We start from the raw sequence: 20,520 nt of genomic DNA, 5'->3' as shown, positions 1-20,520 counted from the left end.
TTCATGTTAGTTAAGCTATTAAAAACACTATTTATTCTTGTCTTTATTTTCTTGTTAAGTAGTTTAACCTTGTTTTTTCTGGTCACTACAAAGCAACTTGAGCAACATAAACAGATATCAGCAGAAGATGTTAATACAGCACAACAGCTAGCATCACAATCTATTCGTAGCCTAGCTCGTGCTGATGGCGATATTAATGTGACAATAGATCAACAGCAGCTTAATGCCATTATGAGTGTAGCAAGTTATGCCTTGCCCGATGCTGACTTTAATGGTGTTATTACGCCTTTAGGCGTGTTATTGCAAGGTAAAGCTAATTTCCAACTTAGCTGGTCTAAACGTAGTGTTAACTTAACTTGTCTATTAACCCCTTTTAAAAGCGACTTTGCTATTGGACACTGCCAACTAGGTAAGATCCGCCTACCTCATTGGCTGGCTAATCCACTGTTTAAACGCTTTGTTCACTTTGCTGTTGCCGCCCCAGCTAGCCAGCAACTGCTAGATTTATTTGCCACAGGCCGGCTACAGAATAACCAGTTAGTTTTTAGTGCCAAAAATTTAGGCCCTATCAAATTAAAGGTACAGCCTCAACTATACCAGCCTTTAAACCTAATCAATGCAAACCAAGTTAAAGCTCCAGATATTGAATATTATTTATTACAACTACAGGCTTTGCAGCAGCAGTATCCTAAAGAGCGTCGCTTGGCTTTTTATATACATAAACTATTAGTTATAGCAACTGAACGAGCACATGAAAATTCATTAGACTCGGCGTATCACGATGCTATCTGGGCCTTAGCGGTTACTTTTGCAAATAAACGATTTATTCATTATGACAACCCTAATTTAACCACCAGACAGATCCCAAGAATACCGGTTAAGTTAATTTATGGTCGTCACGATCTTACCCTGCACTTTTTATATTCATCTGTACTACAAATTTTAGGTACAAGCGAGTTATCGCAACAAGTAGGCAATTTAAAAGAAATTATGGATGCAGGAGGTAAAGGCTCAGGCTTTAGTTTTGTTGATTTAGCAGCAGATCGGGCTGGCACCCACTTTGCTGAAAAATTAAATAGTATCAATAAAGCGCATCTCACAAGCTATAGTAGTGAACAATTTGAGCAAGCTATCATGCCCTCTATTCAAGGGCTTCCTGAGGGCTTAACAGAACAACAAGTCCAGCAGCAGTTTGGGGGTTACAATGGTGAAAAATTCAAACAACTTAGCCAAGAAATAGAGTTGCGAGTCTCTCAGTTATCGCTTTACAAATACCCTCAATAATTAGCTAGTTTTAATTTAAAACTGAAAGTAAATAAAAGGCGCTTCAGCAGAGCCAAAAATAATTAAGCTAAACAGCACTAATACAATACTTGCCGCTTGTAGCAAATGCGAAGAGCTAACAAACCACCGCTGCCAGTTTGCCATTATCTGTGCTGGAATAAGGTGTAATATAATGGCAGAAATTAATGCCACAGCGCCTACGGTTGTTAAGTCAAACGGTAAGTGGCTATTATGCCAAATAGCCAGCATATACTGATTCGCCTCAGCTAAGGTCTCAGACCGAAACATTACCCTTAATAAACAAACAATAAAAAACGTTCGCAATATAGCCAGAATATGTAGCCAGCCCGTATTTAATAAAAACCAACCATATTGCCGGCCAAACCGTTCAATACTCACCACAGCGCCATGACAAAAGCCGTACAATAAGAAATTCCAGCCTGCGCCATGCCAAAAACCAATAGCAATAAAAGTAATAAAGAGGTTGATATACACATTACCGTACCGACTCCCCCCCACGCCATGATATAAATAATCACGAAAGAATGAAGACATAGAGATATGCCAGCGCTGCCAAAAATTAGAAATGCTGTGGGCAAGATAAGGCCGGTTAAAGTTTATTGGTAGCTTATAGCCAAGCAGTAAGGCACAGCCTCTAGCAATGTCAGTATAAGCTGAAAAATCAAGGTAAACTTGGAAGCTGTAACCGACTAATGCCAAAATTAAAAAAGCAGAAGACAAACTGTCATAATTAGTAAAAGCAGGATCAACAAGATGTATAGCCAGTATATCTGCCAGAATAACCTTCTTTATTAAACCTTTAATAATTAACATCACTGCTTCTTGTTGTGCTGCAGAATCAACCCGACTTTGTTTAGTTAACTGAGGCAAAAAGTAACTTGCCCGCACTATAGGGCCGGCAACAAGTTGCGGAAAAAATGACACAAATAAGGCGAAATCAGCTAAAGAGCTCACAGGCTCTAACTCTTTTTTATAAATATCAATAGTGTAAGAAAGCGCTTGAAACGTATAAAAAGAAATGCCGACAGGTAATAATATCTGTAACAAGCCAAGGTGCGAAGATAAACCAAACCAAGCGGCCACCACATCTAGATTATCTAAGAAAAAGTTAAAATATTTAAAAAAGCCCAACAGGCCTAAACTAAATATAATCGACACTGCCAGCCAGCGTTTAGCATAAATAGAGCGGTGAATTTTCTTACCGCAATAAAAGTTAACGGCGGTCATAGCAAATAATAAAGCACCAAAACGCCAATCCCAGCTCATATAAAACCAGTAGCTAGCAGCGAGTAGCAGCAGTTTTTTATGTTTATTGTTGGAAATAAAGCGTAATAAACCCAGCAATAGCAGCAGAAAAAGATAAAAATGTAATGACGTAAAGCTCATGGCTGCACCTGCAAGGTATCATTAAGTGTTGCGATAAGTGCTTGCGCCATAACCTGCTCGCCTTTAGCAGAAAAGTGTACACTGTCAGTAAAGTTGTCTCGACCTCCGGCCACCTTATCCGACAAGGTTACATACTGAACATGGTTAAATTCATCGGCAACCTGTTGTAAAGTCTGATTATACTGTTCAAACACATAAGAGAACTGCTGCACAGACAAGCAAGGCGTATAATATAACGCTGTTTCAGCTAGCTGTCGTTGTAATTGCACCGGTTGCTCAGGGCGAAATGAACTTAGATTTTCTAAAAAATAGATTTGTTTTACTTGTCGGGCCTTAGCTTGCTTAATTAACTTTCTCAGCCCATCAGCATAGTTTTCAAGATAGGGCGTAAGATCAGGTAAGGCAGAAACCTTATAAGGTACATAACGTAAATTAATGGTATTTTTAAGCAATAAATCCACACTCAATAGCCATTTAGGTGCCTTTATTTGCGGCAATGCATAAGATTTAGCCGTAACAGATTTTCGACATAACTGACTCACATCATTGCTTAAGCCTGAATATAACATCAACACATCTTCCGATAAGCCGGCTAAATGTTCACTGTATAATAAATACTGACCATTAAGATCATTACCCGGGATCCCGGCATTAATCACCTCAAGCGGTAACTGCTGGGCTTCTTGTTGCAATAAAGCGGGAAAGGTAACACTATTATTGGCAGCATAAGCGCCATAAGCACTTGATGCACCAAGCACTATTACTCTAATAGACTCATTACTTTTAGCCTTAATAGGCTCTGAGCGTAAACCTAAACTATTACTTTTAATGCTGATGCTAGCGCCATCGACCGAGATATTTGGCTCTAATAATTTGTAGCCTTTGCGCTGAGTAAAAAGCTGAGTTTGTGCTTGAGCAGGTTTAAGTAAGCGACTAAAAATACTATTGCCAAACTTTAGCTCAGCGCGAATTTGTAATAGTAATTCCAGACTAATAAAAATAATAAAGGCAAAAATAAAAACTTTAATAATTGAACGTTGCACTTTGCTCACCAAATAAACGGAGAGCTATTATCTCGACTACTAAACGTGACAATACCTCAAAGTAAAATCTCAGTAACACCACCATGGCCCAAGAAATCTTGCGGACTAGCTGTAGGGCCATATGCGCCTGCTTGATAAACCACTAACCAATCACCTACTGTTGCTTTAGGCAGCAGCATTTTGTCAGCTAAAATATCTAAAGGTGTGCATAAGGGGCCAACTGCAGTAACGACTTCAGTGTCAACAGCCTGCATTTTATTGGCGATAGCCACCGGATAATTCTTACGAATAACTTGGCCAAAATTGCCTGAATTGGCTAAATTATGATGTAAGCCGCCATTACAAACCAGATAAGTTGTACCACGAGACTGCTTTTTATCTATAACTTGGCAAGCATATACCCCAGCCTCAGCCACGAGATAACGCCCCAGCTCTATCACAAGTTCTGTATCGGCTAACTCGGTTTGATATTGCACTAATAAAGCCTGTAAAGACGCGGCTATAGGCGCTAAATTTAATCTTTGTTCGCCAGCAAAATATGGCACGCCGAAACCGCCACCTAAATTAACCGACTCAATAGGATACGGACTAGCGGCTATTAACTTGGCAGCTAAAGCAAAGGTTTGCTGATGCGCTTCAACTAAGGCTTCAGGCTTTAAATTCTGAGAGCCACAAAAGATATGAAAACCACGCAGCTTAAAAGCACGATTAGCGCAGTGACGCACAATATCCACAACCATTTCTTCATCTATACCAAAAGGCTTAGCCCCACCTGCCATCTTCATACCCGAAGCTTTAAGCTCAAAAGCAGGGTTCACTCTAAGCGCCACCTTAGGCAAAATATCAGCACTTTGCCCTAACGCCTCTATGCGCGCTAATTCAGTGACTGACTCACAATTTATAGTCGCGCCAAGCGTTATCGCCGATAATAACTCCGCATCGGTTTTACCCGGCCCAGCAAAGCTAATATCAGTAACAGGCATGCCCGATTGTACAGCTAGCAAAAGTTCTTTTTGCGACGCAACATCAAAACCATCAACTAAAGGCTGTAAAAAGTTAACCACCGCAGGATTTGGATTGGCTTTAACGGCAAAGTGCAGTTTAATTCTCGCGGGGATCTGCTGGCGAAACTTTGCAACTTGCTGACGCATAACCTCACGGGAATAAGCGTAAAATACGTTTTTATCTAACATGGCACTAATTTGTGCCATAGTAAAACCGGCGATCTGCAGTTGGCCATTAACAGTGTCAAACTGTTCCATAACCTGATGACTGGGTGCTGTTTTAACTGTCATTGTTATCTCCTTTGCCCAGCATTAGCTTAGTCGGCTTTGGGCTAAGCTCTGTTTTAAAATAATCAGCATACAGCCCTGCAAGCGCATTTCTATCTATTTTGCCATTAGCATTTTTTGGCATAGTTTCTAACTGAATAAGCTGCTTAGGTAGCATGTAATTGGGTAAAACGCGTTTTAATTGCATTAACCAGTCCGCTGCGTTTACTTCAACCCCAGGCTGACAAGCAAACACCACCAAAATAGCTTGACCTAAATCTTCATGCGCAATGCCTAAAGCCGCCACATCTGTTAGCTCAGGGCAAAGCTGATACACAGCTTCTTCAACCTCAGTTGGGCTTATTCTGTAACCCGAGCTTTTAATCATTTCATCGCGTCTGCCGATAAAATATAAAAAACCATCTTGATCAAAGCGCACTGTATCACCTGACCACACGGCAAGCTGAGGCACTTGTATCCCTTTGGGTGCAACAGGATCAAACTTAAAACGCTCGGCGGTTTTATCAGCAGCATTCCAGTAGCCTAAACTTACTAAAGGCCCTCGATGAACCAACTCACCAGGCTCATTAACATCGCACAAGCTGCCATCTTCACGCACAACAACAATTTCAGCATTAGGGATAGCTTTCCCCATAGAGCCAGGACGCGTAGTTATTTCACTAGGCGCTAGATAGGTTGAACGAAACGCTTCGGTTAATCCATACATTAAATAAGGCTCTGCCTTAATAAAAATCTGCTGCAACTGAGCGAGTAAGGTTTGCGGCATAGCGCCGCCAGAATTAGTTATATAACGCACCGAATCAGCACTATTTGCCGACCACTTTGCCTTGGCTAATTGCGACCATAAAGGAGGCACAGCTGCAATGCCAGTAATCTTGAAACGTTCAACGGCACGCACCACATCTTGCACCAAGAAAAAATCAAGCAATACAACACTAGCACCAACATAAAATGCAGTCGTCAATTGGCTTAAGCCGTAATCAAAGCTAAGAGGTAATAATGCTAATAGAACATCTTGCTGGCTATTATTAAGGTAAGTTGAGACACTTTGTGCCCCCAGTAACATATTGCGATGTGACAATACAACGCCTTTAGGCTTACCGGTACTGCCAGAGGTATAAAGAATAGCTGCCATATCAGCATCTGTTGTCGCTTGGCTAACAAGAGGCTTGGTTGCAGCTTGGGCTTGGCTACAAAAAGACTGTATTTTTATGTGACCCAGCATAGTAGGCAGACTATCATCAGCATCGGTGACTAAAATAGTCTGTAACTCTGGGCAATCTATTAATGTTTCAGTTAAGCCTTTTAGGCGGTCTTTACTCGTCACTAAAACCTTAACATTACAGTCATGTAAAATATAACTAACTTGGCCAGCTTTTAAGCCCGCATTAATCGGAACAAATACGCCACCAGCCATAGAGCAACCAAAAATAGTAGATACCGTTTCAAACTGTTTAGGTAAATAAATACCAACACGGTCAAATCGCTTTATTTCAAGTTGTTGCAATAAACTGGCAACGGCTGTTATAGCAGAAGCTAATTCAGAGTAGGTTAAGCTGCTGGCTTTGTAATAGAGTGCAGTATGTGTAGGATACTTAGCAGCAGAGTGAAGTATGTAATCGTGGATATTTTTGGCCATAACGTCCTTTAGACCTTTCACATTTATTCCCTTTATGTGCAATAATAAATCAGATTTGCCATAAAGCCGATTTATATTTACTCGCTTAGGTTACTTTACCTGAACCTAAGGCTGACATGCAAATCAAGGAATCCAATTTACCCCTAAAGGAACAACATTATGCCACATCAGAATTTGCTTGCCGATATCCTACGCTCAGTACTACAAATTGATATCAAATTTGATGAAGACACTTTATTACTAGGTGCTATTCCTGAGTTCGATTCAATGGCAGTGATTTCAGTCATCACTGAACTTGAAGAACAGCTGGGTATTCAAATTGATGATGATGAAATTTCTGCCGATGTTTTTGAAACATTTGGCCAGTTACATACGTTTATTCAACAAAAGCAGGCAGCTTAACTATTTCAGCTGCATTTAACGTTTAGCGTTAAATACTACTGCGTAATCATGGATATTTTATGCATAATTTTTCTCGTGTTTCTGTTATTGGCTTAGGCTATATTGGGTTACCCACTGCTGCGGTTATTGCTTCTCGCGGTGTCGAAGTAATAGGAATTGATGTCTCAGAGCATGCGATTAATACCATTAATCAGGGCAAGGTACATATAGTCGAGCCCGACTTAGATATGTTAGTACAAGCTGCTGTTACCACAGGTAAGTTACGTGCCGCCTTAGTGCCTGAGCCTGCTGAAGCATTTCTAATTGCTGTACCTACGCCTTTTAAAGAAGGCAAGGTACCTGATTTAAGCTTTATTGAAACCGCGTTAAAAACCATTGCGCCTGTTATTGAAAAAGGCAATTTGATTGTTTTAGAGTCTACCTCCCCTGTGGGTACAACCGATAAAATATCACAATGGCTGGCAGAGCTAAGACCAGACTTAGTAATGCCACATCAAGATATGGACCATGCTGATGTTTTTATTGCCCACTGCCCAGAGCGAGTACTGCCAGGTAGAGTGCTACAAGAATTAGTGAGTAACGACCGTATTATCGGCGGCATAACCGAGCGCTGCTCTGAACGTGCAATCGATTTATATAACCTTTTTGTTCGCGGTGACTGTATTCAAACTAATGCTCGCACAGCAGAAATGGCCAAGCTAACTGAAAACTCGTTTCGTGATGTCAATATTGCTTTTGCAAATGAGCTATCGATCATTTGTGATCACCTAAAAATTAATGTTTGGGAACTCATTAAGCTAGCTAATCGCCATCCTAGGGTAAATATCTTATCACCAGGCCCTGGTGTAGGTGGTCATTGTATTGCTGTCGATCCTTGGTTTATTGTTGATTCTGCCCCTGAACAAGCACAAATAATTCGCAAAGCTCGCGAAATTAACGATAGTAAACCACACTATGTGATAGAAAAAGTAAAACAGGCCGCTGATCAATTTAAAAAACCGGTTATTGCTTGTTTAGGTTTAGCCTTTAAAGCAGATATTGATGATTTACGGGAAAGCCCAGCTTTAGATATTGCGATGCATTTATTAAAGGATAATATTGGTGAAGTTATATTAGTTGAACCTAATATTAAAAAGCTACCGTCAAAGTATGCTGCTTTTGACTCTGCACTAACACCTTTACCTCAAGCGTTAGAAAAAGCCAATATACTGCTGGTACTTGTTGATCATAAACAATTTAAAAGCCTACATTTAGCCGATGTAGCCAGTAAAGTTGTTATTGATACTCGAGGTGTTTTTGGTTAACCCAGTAATAAATTGTAAAATGACTAATTAAATAATTGGCTACAAGGAGTGTAACAATGAAAACAACAACCTCGATTGCCGCTGCGGTAATGCTGTCTTTATTAACGGCATGTGGCGGCAAAGAAGCTGCTGAACATTTTTCTGATGCGCAAACATTTATCCAACAAGAAAAATTTAGCTCAGCAGTAATAGAACTAAAATCTGCTATCCAGCAAGCACCTGATAATAAAGATTACCGATTAACACTAGGTTTATTATATTTAAAGCTAGGTAATTCAGTCGCAGCTGAAAAGGAATTACAACGTGCTTTAGACTTAGGTGAGACACCGCAATTAGTTGCCATTCCCTTAGTTCGCAGTGCTTACCAGGCGGGTAATTATCCTTATGTGTTAGAGATATTCTCCCAACAGGATGAGCTACCATTAGAGCAAGCAAGCTATGTTAAAGTATATAAAGCCTTAGCTGAGCTCGAACTAGGTGATGCAGATGCTGCCATTTCTTTATTTACTGAGTTAGCAACTCAGCCCGATTATGCTGATATTGCCAATTTTGCTCAAGCCCACTTATTAGTTGCTAATAGAAATAATCTTGAAGCAATTTCAACAGCAACTAAAGTAGCAAGCGATAGTCCTATCTATCAAGAAGCCCTCTTTCTAAAAGGACGCTCAGAACTAGCTGAAGAAGACAGTTTAGCGTCTATTGATACTTTTACTGAATATTTAACAATTGTCCCTAACAATGTTTTATCACGCTTAATGCTAACCCAAAGTTTAGTTAAAACTGAACAATATGGTTTAGCAGATAAACAATTAGCACCTTTACTTAAAGCTTACCCTGATCAGCCCTTAGCTAACTATTTAAAAGCCGTATTAGAATACGATAACGAAGATTATATACTCGCCAAAGAGCATGCCGAAAAAGCCATTAATAATGGTTTACGCTCAGAAAGTGCCCGTATCCTTGCCGCAATATCAGCCTTAAAGTTAAATTTAGAAAGCCAAGCTATTTATCATTTAGATAATATTAAAACCAGCTTAGTCAAGTATCCGCCCATTCAAAGTTTATATGCTTCTTTACAACTTAAGTCGGGGCAAACTGATGCAGCGAAAGATATTTTGCTTAACCAATCAGCAGAAGATATTGATCTACAACTGCTTGCTAACACCTCATTTCAATTAATAAAGCAAGGCTCTAACACAGCAGCAGAACAGTTAATTGCCAAGTATGAGCAAAGTTCAAGCGCTGACGTTAATTCACTTACTACACTAGGTATGCTGAAGCTAGGACTAGGAGGACAGCTTAACCAAGGGGTTAAAGATCTAGAACAAGCATTGCAGCTAGATCCTAGTCAGAATCAAGCCAGGATAATACTTGCTATTAGTTATTTAAAACAGGGCCAGTATGCTAAAGCCTCTGCTTTAGCTGATGAGTGGTTGGATGATCCTAAGCTAGCGATCGTTGGCTATAACTTAAAAGCCTATAGTGCTTTATTACAAAACGATACAACTAACGCTTCTACCTTTTTAAACCAGGCACAACAAGCGCAAGCCGATAATCCATTTACCTTATTACTACAGGCCATTATTGCTCAAACACAGCAGAACACTGAATTAGCTGAGCAACTATTACTTAACGCCATGCAGCTACACCCAACTTATCGGCCAGCTTTACAACAATACTACGGCCTAACTAAAGCGTCAGGAGAAAGTAATAAAGCCTTGGCGCAAGGTCAAGCTATGCTAGATAAAGCGCCAGAGAGCAATAACTTACGCTTAGCTATAGCTCGGATGCAACATCAAGAGAAAAATTATCAGCAAGCTATAGATATTCTAAGCCATAAATCCATTAATCTTAATAATGCACCAAGTGCCTACTGGGCCACACTAATAGATGCCCATGCTAGATTAGGTCATAATCAAGATGTCATAAAGCTAAGCGAGCAATGGTATAAACTTATGCCTGACAATCTACATGCCCAACTTTTTTATGCTAACAGCTTAGCGCTAAGCAAACGTTTTTCAGAAGCGGTCGCCATGTTAGACAAGCCGTTAAAACAACAACCTAAAAATAATATGCTGTTAAAAAATAAGATCATTTTTTTAGCCGAGGCTAAAGAGTATACAGCAGCACTCAACACCTTTGATCTTATTGATGAAGATATCGCAAATCAGCAAGATATGTTGTTTATTAAAGCGAGGATTTTGTTTCTTGATAGCCAAATCCCACCGGCGATTAAACTGTTTAATGAAAGTTATATTTTACAGCCAAACGATGAAACAGCGATGTTTATTGCTGAAATTTACGCTAAAGATTACTCCTATCAACGCGCCGTTAAATTTTTAGAGCAGCATTTTTCTAACCATCAAGCTAAAGGTAATTTAAAAGTATTTTATGCCAATTTATTGCTGCAATCAGACCCAGAAAAAGCCTTTAAATTATATGATGAAATTTTACAGCAATCGCCAGAAAACTATGTAGTGCTTAATAATTATGCTTGGGTATTAGCTGAAGACAACCAGTTAGATAAAGCACAGCGCTATATAGAAAAAGCCATTAAAGTAGCCCCGAAGCATCCTGATGTGCTGGACACTTACGGCAAGGTATTATTTAAGCAAAATAAATTAGAGTCTGCGATCACAGCATTTGAGCAGTCTTTAGCTATACGAGCTAATAATACTGAGGTTGCATTAAATTATGCTGAAGCCCTAATACAAGCGGGTAAAATACAACAAGCCACTGCTGTATTATCAAAGCTTGAGAGCCAAGATGTTGTTATCCAAAAACGAAAAGCAGATTTAGAAAGAAAGCTGACTCTGTAACTCAGTGTTTCAATTATTTAAGGCCTGTTATTACAGGCCTTTTTTATTATTAATAACTGTCATGTTTTTTTACAACCTCATCCTACACAAAAAAATACAAAACAATAACTCATTGAATAATAATGAACTTAATTAATGGCACGGCTTGTGCATTAATTAGATAGAAGTTTGAGTAAGTTGAAGGCTGAAACGCCCAAACTTGTCATTGTAACGTTATTAAGGAATTTATTATGAAAAAGCTATTAGCAGGATTAGCATTAGCAGGAGCGGCAGCGTTTAACGTAAATGCCTCGGTTATTACGTTTGACGACAGCAGTTTCGGTGGTTCAGGTTCAACTATGTTCGACGAAATTGACTGGGATCCAGATACTGCAAGTGTAACCCAAACCGATACCAATGGTAATGGTTCAATTTTCGGTGGACCAGATGCATTTATGGAGTATGGCCAAACATTATTGGTTAACTTTAAAAATACCGGTCTACCTAATGTTTTACCAACAGATTATGAAATGTATTTAGATTATATGTTTACTGGTACAGCCGAAACCACCGGTTCATTAATCGATGTATTATTCTCAGGTGGTAATGCTACCCTATGGGCTGATACAACAGTTAATGGCGGTGCTTTTGATGTTGGTACAGCTACATCACTAGGTACTTTCTCTTTTGTTATGGGTGACTGTTTAACCCGTATAACCGGTGTTGGTTCATGTGATATCAAAATGAAGTTTAACGCAAACCCTGGTTATTTCTATTACAATGGTAACGATATAGCAGGTAATGCTTTTGTACATTCAGATCTAATTGTTACAGTACAAGACATTATTGGTTTATCGCCAGACTATAATGGTGTTCCAGGTTCAGCTCAGAATTTTGAAATTCGCCATGATGGTAACCAAACATTCAGTGTACCAGAGCCAGCAAGCCTTGCAGTACTAGGTTTAGGTTTATTAGGCTTACGTTTAAGCCGTCGTAACAAAAGTTAAACTAAATTGCTAATAAAAAACCACCTGCTTAGGTGGTTTTTTTTATGCTTAACAAGTAAGGTCGTTCTTAATCGACCATTAATTGTTCTAATGGCAAACGTATTGAACGCGACTCAGGATGCTCTGAGCGGCCTATCCTTCCCATAAAAACTTTGTTTTTGAATACTTTTTCTGGCAATAATTGCCGTAACTTCATGTCCATTTTACGCGCATTTTCATTGGCTTTATCATTAGTGCTAAAATCTAGACCATCTCGTAAATAAGTAGAAAATAAAACTGGAGTTTGTTCTGGCTGAAAACCAAAATGTAACTTAGTTGCCGTTAACCAAAATCGCTGTAACGCTTTGCCCGCTTCTACTTGATGCTCTAATGTTAAAGGCACTTCATCACTTGCATAAAGTACAAAGTGAGCACTACAACGTAAAGATGTCATTAAATCTAGTTGCAACCTTGGCGCAATAGTGCCGCCCATATATTTAGCTAAAAACTCAAATCTTGGCCAACTTTTTAACGACCACTTCATCACTTTAGCCGTCATTACATCAACGCCTAATGCTTGTTCTGGAATTTTATCTTCGCTAAATTTTTTATTCCAATCAATAATTTGGCTATGAACATCGTACCCCTCTTTCATTATGAGTCGTGTATAGGCATTACCGTATAATAATTTGGCAATTTGCCAACGCTCAGCTATGGTTTCAAACCAATGCACTTTATAACCGTTAGGTAAACTGGCCTCTAGCTGCTGCTTTTCAGCTTTAGACAAGGCTCTGGTGCCCATCGGTTTGCGCTGTACAGTTCTGCTTTCTATATAGGCAGCTAAAGGTTCAGCTTTGATATCTGGCTCAGCGTGAAGCTGAATTTTATAAACAGGGTGCTCTGGATCTGTGCGATCTGTCGTATCAATATTAGCGATAAACCCTCGCTCAGTTGCCGCTAACCGAATAGTTTCTAACAAGGCTCCGTGCGCCATATTACTGGCAAAGCCATTTAAATCATAAACAACATGATCTCGCGTGTCGCTACCTAAAATAGTAAAAGATAAGTCTCCAGTGCGCTTAAACCGCCAACACTGGGCATTATCACCACTGGGTGCCCAACGAGCCTTATCTAACACATAGAGTAAGGGATCAGCTTCTGGTGCCGTTTTAGCTACAGCCTGAGGGGCTTGGTTAAGTAAATGTTTTTTACCTAGGTAGATAGCAAGTTTATTAATAGGGTTCGCATTACCAAAAGGCCGCCAGCTAACAACATATTTATTGCGATAGGCATCAAATTGTAAACAACGCGGTGCGGCTAACACTTTGCCACGATTAAGCATTAACTTTAAAGCCTGTGTTGCCGCAACGCCGGCACATAACTCACAAGCCATAATCGTTGATGGCCCCTTACGCTCAGGCAGGTTAATACTTTCAGGTACCACTAAATAAGCACTGTGCAGTCTTGCTGGCGATAAACCAACAAAAAAACGTAAATATTGTTCATTTTCACTGGCACCTTCAAATTGAAAGTACTGCTCAAATGTCATTTTACCAGGAAGAAAGTTTAAATTAGAAACCCCCATACCTAAAGGCGCAGCTGTAATAGCAGGAATTTGTGCTTCATAGGCTTTTTTAAACATTAAACTTCTAATTTTTAATGCAAAAAAATCTAGCCCATCAATATAAACATCCACTCCAGCCAAAAAATCATCAATATTATGCTCGGTTATCCCTTGAGCAAAAGTAGTTATTTCTGCATTAGGATTAATGTCTAATACCATTTTCACTACAGTGTCTAACTTAGACTCACCTACAGTGGATATCTTCGCACCAGCCTGACGATTAAAGTTTTCAATTTCAAAATTATCAAAGTCAGACAAATGAAAACGGCCCACACCCAATCGAGCAAGAGTCACAGCATGGGCCCCACCTACTCCACCACAGCCGGCAATTGCTACTTTTTTAGTAGCTAATAAAGCTTGTTCAGCCAAAGTTAGCCAACCGATATTTCGAGAAAAAGCATTAAAATAATCAAATGAAGCTTGGGTCATAGTTAATCCTATTATCGAATCAGGTAAGGAAGCATAAACATCTGTTTCTTTAACTGCTCTTCTAATAAATAGTAAAGTTCTAATATTTCCGGATTCAAGCCCGAAATAAATTTCTCTTTAGGTAAATAAAATAAAGCTCTATTGCCATGAAAATCATGTTCATCACCTATTTGCTCAAATAGAAAGCCTATTCTATTCAATCTTTTATTTAATCTAGGTTCAACCACAACAAACATGGCTAAATGTAAACACATTTTCGCTAATGCTATAATGCTAAGGTATAAGCCGATGGCGATATTGGGAAAATTACGACGCTCTTCAGCTGAAAAAACATCAGCGTCTAAACTTATATCATTGACAACAAAAGGAGTATTCTTTTCGCCTGCACGACGGCGAAAAGACTCAGGTACGGCTAATCGAGATATTTCGCTAAAACCACCACGGGGGTAGTTAGCCATATCAATCACTTCACGCCATATAGACTCTAAGCAGTGTTGTTCAAAGGGCAGTAACTTATCAGGGCCGTTAGGAGGCGGAATAACTAACCTTGCTGTGCCTGCATATTGGCCTGTTCTTTTGTGTACCAATAACAAAGCAAAAGAATACTCATCGCACTCATCCGTTTCTAAACCATCATCTTGCTTTGGCTCCCAGCCTAGTTCCTCACAATAGACTGAATGACGAATTTGATAACTCGCTCGTCGTAATTCTTTTGTATCGGCAAATTTGATTTCAAAGTACTGATCAAAGTTTGCAGCTAAAGATTCATTTTCCATATGAAGTCCACTCTATTAAATCATAATGTTAAGTGTAGATTATTTTCTTGTATTCTTAAGTCTTTTGTAACAAATAAATAGATATTTGATACATCAGAATTAACTTATTTTCAGTTTAAATAAAAACACCAGCTAAATGCTGGTGTTTTATTCAATATCCATTAAAACTATAAGCTAGCTTATGGTTTTAACCCTGTTGCCTTTAATTGTTCGGCTTTAAAACTATCAACACTGATAGCTTCAAAACGTAAGCCATTCATTTTTTGTAACTTCTGTGCTTCATCAGCGCTAATCACATTTTCAGTTAACGCTTGGTTTATCGTATCAACTAACGGTTGTTTACGAGCTACCTTACCTTCTTTTTGTGCTTGATATATCTTTTTCATTAAAGGTTGCGTTTGGTACATAGCAACAAAGGCTTGCTCCATTAATCCGGTAGGATCTTGCTCTGTCTCACCGATATAACATAAATGGGTTAACCTATCTCGTAAAACTCCCGGTTTAGACAAAGCATTACATATATCAACCGCAACCTGATCTTCTGGCATTTTATAGCCAATACCGAATGGGAAGATTAACGTCCGTAATAATCTAGCCACTACACGATTAGGGAAGTTTGCGAAGAAACCATCAAAAGCACGGCCAATTTCAAATAAAGCTAATTGAATGCTGTAGTGAACAAAAGGTAAGTCACATTGCTGACGGCCATTATCCTCATAGAATTTTAACACAGCCGAAGAGATATATAGCTGACTTAATACATCGCCTAAGCGAGCAGATAGCATCTCGCGACGCTTTAAGTCACCACCTAAAATTAGCATGGAGAAATCAGCACTTAATGCCAAGCCTCGGCTCATACGACTAAGTTGTTTATAATATCGCGCTGTTTCACCTGACACAGGAGTGCCATTAAATGCTCCTGCCGTTAAGCCTTGCCATAAAGCACCAAACGTATTACCTAAAGCAAAACCTACATGCTTAATGAATAAGCTATCAAATTGTTTTAAACCTTGATCAGCATCCGGATTAGCAGCAGCTTCTAGCTCAGCTAATACATAAGGGTGACATCGCGTTGCACCTTGACCAAATATCATTAGGTTTCTAGTTAAAATATTCGCACCTTCAACCGTAATAGCAACCGGGATCCCCATATAGCCATGGGCTAAATAGTTTTTAGGGCCTAATTGAATAGCCCGTCCAGCATGAATATCAAAGGCATCGTTCATAATAACCCGTGACATCTCTGTCATATGATACTTGGCAATCGCAGTAACTACACCTGGGCTTAAATTTAAATCGATCGAGCCGGCTGTCATTACTCGCATTGCTTCTAAACTATAAGTTAAGCCGCCAATACGAGCCATTGCCTCTTGCACACCTTCAAACTTACCAATAGATAAGCCAAATTGCTGGCGAACATAACAATAAGCACTGGTCATGCGAGTTGCTAAATGACCGGTTGCTGTCGCTAAGGCTGGTAAGCTAATACCACGACCTGCTGACAAACACTCGACTAACATCCGCCAACCACGACCTGCATAATCTGGCCCACCAATAATCCAATCTAACGGAATAAATACATCTTTACCGTAAGTAGTGCCATTCATAAAGGCTAAGTTCATTGGGAAATGGCGATCACCAATTTCCACACCAGGGTGATTGGTTGGAATTAATGCACAAGTAATACCTAAGTCAGATTTATCACCTAATAATGCCTCAGGATCATGTAATTTAAAGGCTAAGCCAAGCACAGTCGCAATAGGGGCTAAGGTAATATAACGTTTATCCCAGTTTAGCCGGATCCCAATAACCTCTTCACCATTATGTTCGCCTTTACACACTATACCTAAATCAGGAATAGCGCCGGCATCAGATCCTGCTTCAGGTCCAGTTAAAGCAAAGCAAGGCACATCGGTACCTTTAGCTAAGCTTGGCAGCCAATGTTGCTTTTGCTCTTCTGTACCATAATGCATTAATAGCTCACCTGGGCCTAAGGAGTTAGGTACCATAATGGTGACTGCTGCAGAGATACTGCGGGTCGCTATCCGTGACACTATAGTAGAATTGGCTATAGCTGAAAACTCCCGTCCCCCATAAGACTTAGGAATAATCATGGCAAAAAAGCCTTCACTTTTTATGTAGTCCCATACTTCTTGCGGTAAATCGCGCTGCTCTTGAACAATTTCATAGTCATCAAGCATCTTTAATAAGGTTTCAACCTGATTATCCATAAAAGCTTGTTCCGTAGCAGTAAGCTCAGCTTTTGGATAACTATGTAAAGTTTTCCAATCAGGATTCCCTTTAAATAGCTCGCCATCCCACCAAACGTCGCCGGCTTCCATTGCCTCACGCTCAGTATCTGACAACGGCGGTAATATGCGCTTAAATACCGTGAATATTGGTTTAGTGATCAGTTTTTGTCGTATATCTGGCACGCCAAAAATCACTGCGATTACAACTAATAAAATAATTAACACAACCATATTACCTTCCTTCGCTTGCCAATATTGGCGAGGCTTGACTTATTTGACTAACAATTGGGGGGGGAGCAGCGATGGCTGCCGTTAAGTAAGGCAACAATCTTAAAATAATGCCTTCAATATCAATGCTTTCATTAAAATCTGTTTCAGCAATTTCTGTGAGTGCTTCATTAGACGCCATAGTAAAAACAATAGTACCTAGTGAAAAATGTAAGCGCCAAAATAATTCACTAGGGGGTAAAGCTGGACAAGCTTGTTGCATCAACTTGGTTAATTGGCCAAGCACTGCACCGTAATTTTGATTGAAAAACCAACGCAAATGGCCCTGTACATCAGTATAGCTGCGGCCAAGTAATTGTAGAAATATTCTGGTTCCGTTTGGATAAACTTGCTCTAACTCTAGTAACGGCCGTACAAATACTGATAACACCTTAGACAAAGATACCGGAGCATCAGCCTGTAAGAGTATGGCAAATTCTTGCTCCAACCTTGGCATTAAAGTGACTAAATAACGTTGCAAAACAGCTTGAATAAGCTCTTTTTTAGAGCCAAAGTGATAATTAACCGCAGCCAAATTCACTTCAGCTAAGCTAGTAATTTGTCGTAAAGAGGTACCATTAAAGCCCGTTTCAGCAAACAAACTTTGCGCAGCATCAAGAATTTTTTGCTGAGTATTTTGTTTATTCGACATTAACCACACCAGATTTTAAACAGGTGTTTTAAATGTACGTTTGAACAAGCAAGCTGTCAAGAGCTTAGCTAGAGTTATTACTCTTATACCAAACACCTAGCTACAGCGTTAGTAACTTAGGTGCTTGGTATTTTTCTTAATTACTGCATAAAGTGTTTATTAAAAAACTCAGTAATCGTTTGATGTAAATGGGTTTGTACTGGTTGGCCAAACATAGAATGCTTGCTGCCTGGATAGTTCATCATTTCAAAGCTTAAGCCTTTATCTTGTAATTGCTTATATAACTTAGTGCTATGAGTAAATAACACATTGTCATCTGCCATGCCGTGATAAATGAGTAAGCCACCTTTTAAGCCATCGGCATAAGGAAACACTGCGCTTTGTTTATAGCCTTGTGCATTTTGCTCAGGATGACCTAAATAGCGCTCAGTGTAGTGAGTATCATATAAAGCCCAATCTGTTACCGGAGCGCCAGAAACACCAGCAGCAAAGTAATCACCGGCTTTAAACATTGCCATGATAGCCATATAGCCACCATAGCTATGACCATAGATGCCAATACGTTTAGTATCAACATAAGGTAAAGTACGCAGATACTCTACGCCACGAATTTGATCGGCAATTTCTACCGTCGCTAAGTTTTTATAAATAGGATCTTCAAAGGCTTTACCCCTATTATAAGAACCACGATTATCTAGCTGAAATACTAAATAGCCTTGCTGAACTAAATAATGTAAATAGAGATCTCGCGCACTCCAACTATTAGTTACCCGTTGGGCATGGGGTCCACCATAAACACTAACAATAACAGGGTACTGTTTACCCTTCTTAAATTGCTTAGGGGCAAATAACCGATAATGTAATATTTGACCATCTTCAGCCTTAAGCGTACCAAATTTAGGCGCCACTAAATCGCTATGGTAAGGTGTAAGTGGATGTTGCGCGTTAAGCTTGTTTTGCTCTAACCAAGTAAGAACTTTGCCATCTAAGGCTCTAAGCGCCACTTTGTTAGGTGTAGTGACATTAGAATAACTGTCAATAAAGCTGTTTGCTTGCTTTGGCATAACCACAGCATGATCATAATTAGCTTCAGTTAAGCGCTTAATATCCGCACTTTTTAAACTAACTTGATATAAATGGCGCTCTAATGGCGTGTCTTTGCGGCCGCTAAAATAAAGCAAGCCTTTAGCTTCATCAATTGCAGCGACTTCATCCACCACCCAGTCGCCTTGTGTTAACTGACGAATAAGCTTACCGCTAAAGTCGTAATGATATAAATGCTTAAAACCATCACGCTCTGAGGCCCAAATAAAGCCGCTGTTTTTGTTCAAAAAATACAAGTCATGATGTAAATTCAACCAAGTATCACTGTGCTCGGTTACTAAGGTTTGCTGTTGGTTATTGTTGGCTAAGTCAACTAAACGCAGCTCTAACTGTTGTTGCTGTCTATTTTGCCATTGATAGCTTAGATAACGGCTAGAGTCTGTCCACTTCACCCGTGGTAGATAAATATCGTCATTTTCACCATGCGAGATCCAAGTCGTTTTTGCCGTATTAAGATCAATCACGCCAAGTTTAATACTAACATTCGCCGTACCTGTATAAGGATAGCGCTGATTAAATAGCTTTATTTCATCGGCGTAAATTTCATTACGCACCACTTCGGCTACTGCACTTTCATCAATACGGGTAAAAGCAATTTTGCTATCATCAGGCGACCACCAATAGCCGGTCATCCGATCCATTTCTTCTTGGGCGACAAATTCGGCCATCCCATTTTTAATAACACCACCACCATCGTGGGTTAGCTGGGTTTCTTTACCTGTGGCAATATCTAAAATATACAGGTTTTGCTGGCGTATAAAGGCCACTTTTTTACCTGTAGGCGAAATGCTAGCATCAGTTTCAAATTCATCGGTGTCGGTAAGCTTTTTCGCCTTAGCCGTACTTAATTGGTAATAATAAAGATCACCATTTAATGGGAACAATAAGGCATCACTATTTTTGGACCAGCTATAACTAATAATGCCAGAGGCAAATAAACGCATTCTTTCCCGGCGCGCTTTTTCTTCATCCGATAATACTTCTGCCCCTGAGACTAAGCCATCAGCATCAACCAACAACCTATGCGCTGCATCTTTAATGTGATACTCCCATAGGTCTAACCTATCAGCGTCTTCAGCCTTCCCCTTTAAATAGGTCACACGGCTACCATCTGGTGCCATAGACAAAGAGCGAGGGGTCGTACCGCTTAAAGCAGGATCTGCAAATAATCGGGCTAATTCTAATTGTGTTGCTTGCGCCATTGTCCCTCCAATTAACAAAAATACTGCAAATAGATAGCCAGCTATATTAATTCGCATTT

Annotated in this window: 14 protein-coding genes; 5 read left to right on the top strand and 9 right to left on the bottom strand. The window is 39.6% G+C overall.

The features are described from left to right. Positions 1-3: 3 nt before the first annotated feature. Positions 4-1,284: a hypothetical protein gene (locus ACRCA4_RS13185; protein ID WP_433189433.1), complete on the top strand. Its 1,281-nt coding sequence runs from the start codon at positions 4-6 to the stop codon at positions 1,282-1,284. Positions 1,285-1,299: 15 nt separating this feature from the next. On the opposite strand, the gene ACRCA4_RS13180 is transcribed toward ACRCA4_RS13185, so the two are convergent. Genes ACRCA4_RS13180 through ACRCA4_RS13165 form a run of 4 tightly spaced genes read right to left on the bottom strand, consistent with a single transcriptional unit; the run spans position 1,300 to position 6,665 of the window. After that, positions 1,300-2,691, bottom strand: coding sequence for an MBOAT family O-acyltransferase (locus ACRCA4_RS13180; protein ID WP_433189430.1), 1,392 nt, complete (start codon positions 2,689-2,691; stop codon positions 1,300-1,302). Continuing rightward, complete coding sequence (locus ACRCA4_RS13175; protein WP_433189427.1) at positions 2,688-3,734, bottom strand: SGNH/GDSL hydrolase family protein; 1,047 nt, start codon at positions 3,732-3,734, stop codon at positions 2,688-2,690. Before ACRCA4_RS13175 ends, ACRCA4_RS13180 begins: the two co-directional genes overlap by 4 nt. A gap of 56 nt (positions 3,735-3,790) precedes the next feature. Then, on the bottom strand, positions 3,791-5,029 hold the full coding sequence (locus tag ACRCA4_RS13170; protein WP_433189424.1) for a pyridoxal-dependent decarboxylase, exosortase A system-associated: 1,239 nt from the start codon (positions 5,027-5,029) through the stop codon (positions 3,791-3,793). After that, positions 5,019-6,665, bottom strand: coding sequence for an acyl-CoA ligase (AMP-forming), exosortase A system-associated (locus ACRCA4_RS13165; protein ID WP_433189498.1), 1,647 nt, complete (start codon positions 6,663-6,665; stop codon positions 5,019-5,021). The genes ACRCA4_RS13170 and ACRCA4_RS13165 overlap by 11 nt, the downstream gene beginning before the upstream one ends. A 159-nt stretch (positions 6,666-6,824) precedes the next feature. Between ACRCA4_RS13165 and ACRCA4_RS13160 the strand changes: the two genes are divergently transcribed. From ACRCA4_RS13160 to pepA, 4 genes are all read left to right on the top strand, one after another. Continuing rightward, positions 6,825-7,067, top strand: a complete 243-nt coding sequence (locus ACRCA4_RS13160; RefSeq protein ID WP_433189421.1) for an acyl carrier protein — start codon at positions 6,825-6,827, stop codon at positions 7,065-7,067. 59 nt (positions 7,068-7,126) lie between these two features. After that, complete coding sequence (gene wecC / locus ACRCA4_RS13155) at positions 7,127-8,371, top strand: UDP-N-acetyl-D-mannosamine dehydrogenase (protein WP_433189418.1); 1,245 nt, start codon at positions 7,127-7,129, stop codon at positions 8,369-8,371. 56 nt (positions 8,372-8,427) lie between these two features. Further along, positions 8,428-11,190, top strand: coding sequence for an XrtA/PEP-CTERM system TPR-repeat protein PrsT (gene prsT, locus ACRCA4_RS13150; RefSeq protein WP_433189415.1), 2,763 nt, complete (start codon positions 8,428-8,430; stop codon positions 11,188-11,190). A 230-nt stretch (positions 11,191-11,420) separates the two neighbouring features. Continuing rightward, positions 11,421-12,176, top strand: a complete 756-nt coding sequence (pepA, locus tag ACRCA4_RS13145) for a flocculation-associated PEP-CTERM protein PepA (protein ID WP_433189412.1) — start codon at positions 11,421-11,423, stop codon at positions 12,174-12,176. A 67-nt stretch (positions 12,177-12,243) separates the two neighbouring features. Here the strand turns inward: pepA and ACRCA4_RS13140 are convergent, their stop codons facing one another. The 5 genes from ACRCA4_RS13140 to ACRCA4_RS13120 form a co-directional block, all read right to left on the bottom strand. Beyond that, positions 12,244-14,208, bottom strand: coding sequence for a ThiF family adenylyltransferase (locus tag ACRCA4_RS13140; RefSeq protein WP_433189409.1), 1,965 nt, complete (start codon positions 14,206-14,208; stop codon positions 12,244-12,246). An 11-nt stretch (positions 14,209-14,219) separates the two neighbouring features. Further along, positions 14,220-14,984: a PEP-CTERM/exosortase system-associated acyltransferase gene (locus ACRCA4_RS13135; RefSeq protein WP_433189407.1), complete on the bottom strand. Its 765-nt coding sequence runs from the start codon at positions 14,982-14,984 to the stop codon at positions 14,220-14,222. Positions 14,985-15,163: 179 nt separating this feature from the next. After that, positions 15,164-17,467, bottom strand: a complete 2,304-nt coding sequence (locus ACRCA4_RS13130; protein ID WP_433189404.1) for an acyl-CoA dehydrogenase — start codon at positions 17,465-17,467, stop codon at positions 15,164-15,166. Between the two features lies 1 nt (position 17,468). Further along, positions 17,469-18,155, bottom strand: a complete 687-nt coding sequence (locus tag ACRCA4_RS13125; protein ID WP_433189401.1) for a TetR/AcrR family transcriptional regulator — start codon at positions 18,153-18,155, stop codon at positions 17,469-17,471. A 140-nt stretch (positions 18,156-18,295) separates the two neighbouring features. Continuing rightward, positions 18,296-20,461 carry a S9 family peptidase gene (locus ACRCA4_RS13120; protein WP_433189398.1) on the bottom strand — a complete coding sequence of 722 codons (2,166 nt, stop codon included), beginning with the start codon at positions 20,459-20,461 and terminating at the stop codon, positions 18,296-18,298. Between the last annotated feature and the right edge of the window lie 59 nt (positions 20,462-20,520).

Source organism: Rheinheimera sp. WS51, from assembly GCF_050936095.1.
Classification (GTDB): domain Bacteria; phylum Pseudomonadota; class Gammaproteobacteria; order Enterobacterales; family Alteromonadaceae; genus Alishewanella.
This window is presented reverse-complemented; position numbering and strand designations above follow the sequence as displayed.

Coding starts and splice junctions, on each gene's coding strand:
- ACRCA4_RS13185 (WP_433189433.1), top strand. CDS start 4: ATGTTAGTTAAGCTATTAAAAACACTATTTATTCTTGTCTTTATTTTC.
- ACRCA4_RS13180 (WP_433189430.1), bottom strand. CDS start 2,691: ATGAGCTTTACGTCATTACATTTTTATCTTTTTCTGCTGCTATTGCTG.
- ACRCA4_RS13170 (WP_433189424.1), bottom strand. CDS start 5,029: ATGACAGTTAAAACAGCACCCAGTCATCAGGTTATGGAACAGTTTGAC.
- ACRCA4_RS13165 (WP_433189498.1), bottom strand. CDS start 6,665: ATGGCCAAAAATATCCACGATTACATACTTCACTCTGCTGCTAAGTAT.
- ACRCA4_RS13160 (WP_433189421.1), top strand. CDS start 6,825: ATGCCACATCAGAATTTGCTTGCCGATATCCTACGCTCAGTACTACAA.
- wecC (WP_433189418.1), top strand. CDS start 7,127: ATGCATAATTTTTCTCGTGTTTCTGTTATTGGCTTAGGCTATATTGGG.
- prsT (WP_433189415.1), top strand. CDS start 8,428: ATGAAAACAACAACCTCGATTGCCGCTGCGGTAATGCTGTCTTTATTA.
- pepA (WP_433189412.1), top strand. CDS start 11,421: ATGAAAAAGCTATTAGCAGGATTAGCATTAGCAGGAGCGGCAGCGTTT.
- ACRCA4_RS13140 (WP_433189409.1), bottom strand. CDS start 14,208: ATGACCCAAGCTTCATTTGATTATTTTAATGCTTTTTCTCGAAATATC.
- ACRCA4_RS13135 (WP_433189407.1), bottom strand. CDS start 14,984: ATGGAAAATGAATCTTTAGCTGCAAACTTTGATCAGTACTTTGAAATC.
- ACRCA4_RS13130 (WP_433189404.1), bottom strand. CDS start 17,467: ATGGTTGTGTTAATTATTTTATTAGTTGTAATCGCAGTGATTTTTGGC.
- ACRCA4_RS13125 (WP_433189401.1), bottom strand. CDS start 18,155: ATGTCGAATAAACAAAATACTCAGCAAAAAATTCTTGATGCTGCGCAA.
- ACRCA4_RS13120 (WP_433189398.1), bottom strand. CDS start 20,461: ATGGCGCAAGCAACACAATTAGAATTAGCCCGATTATTTGCAGATCCT.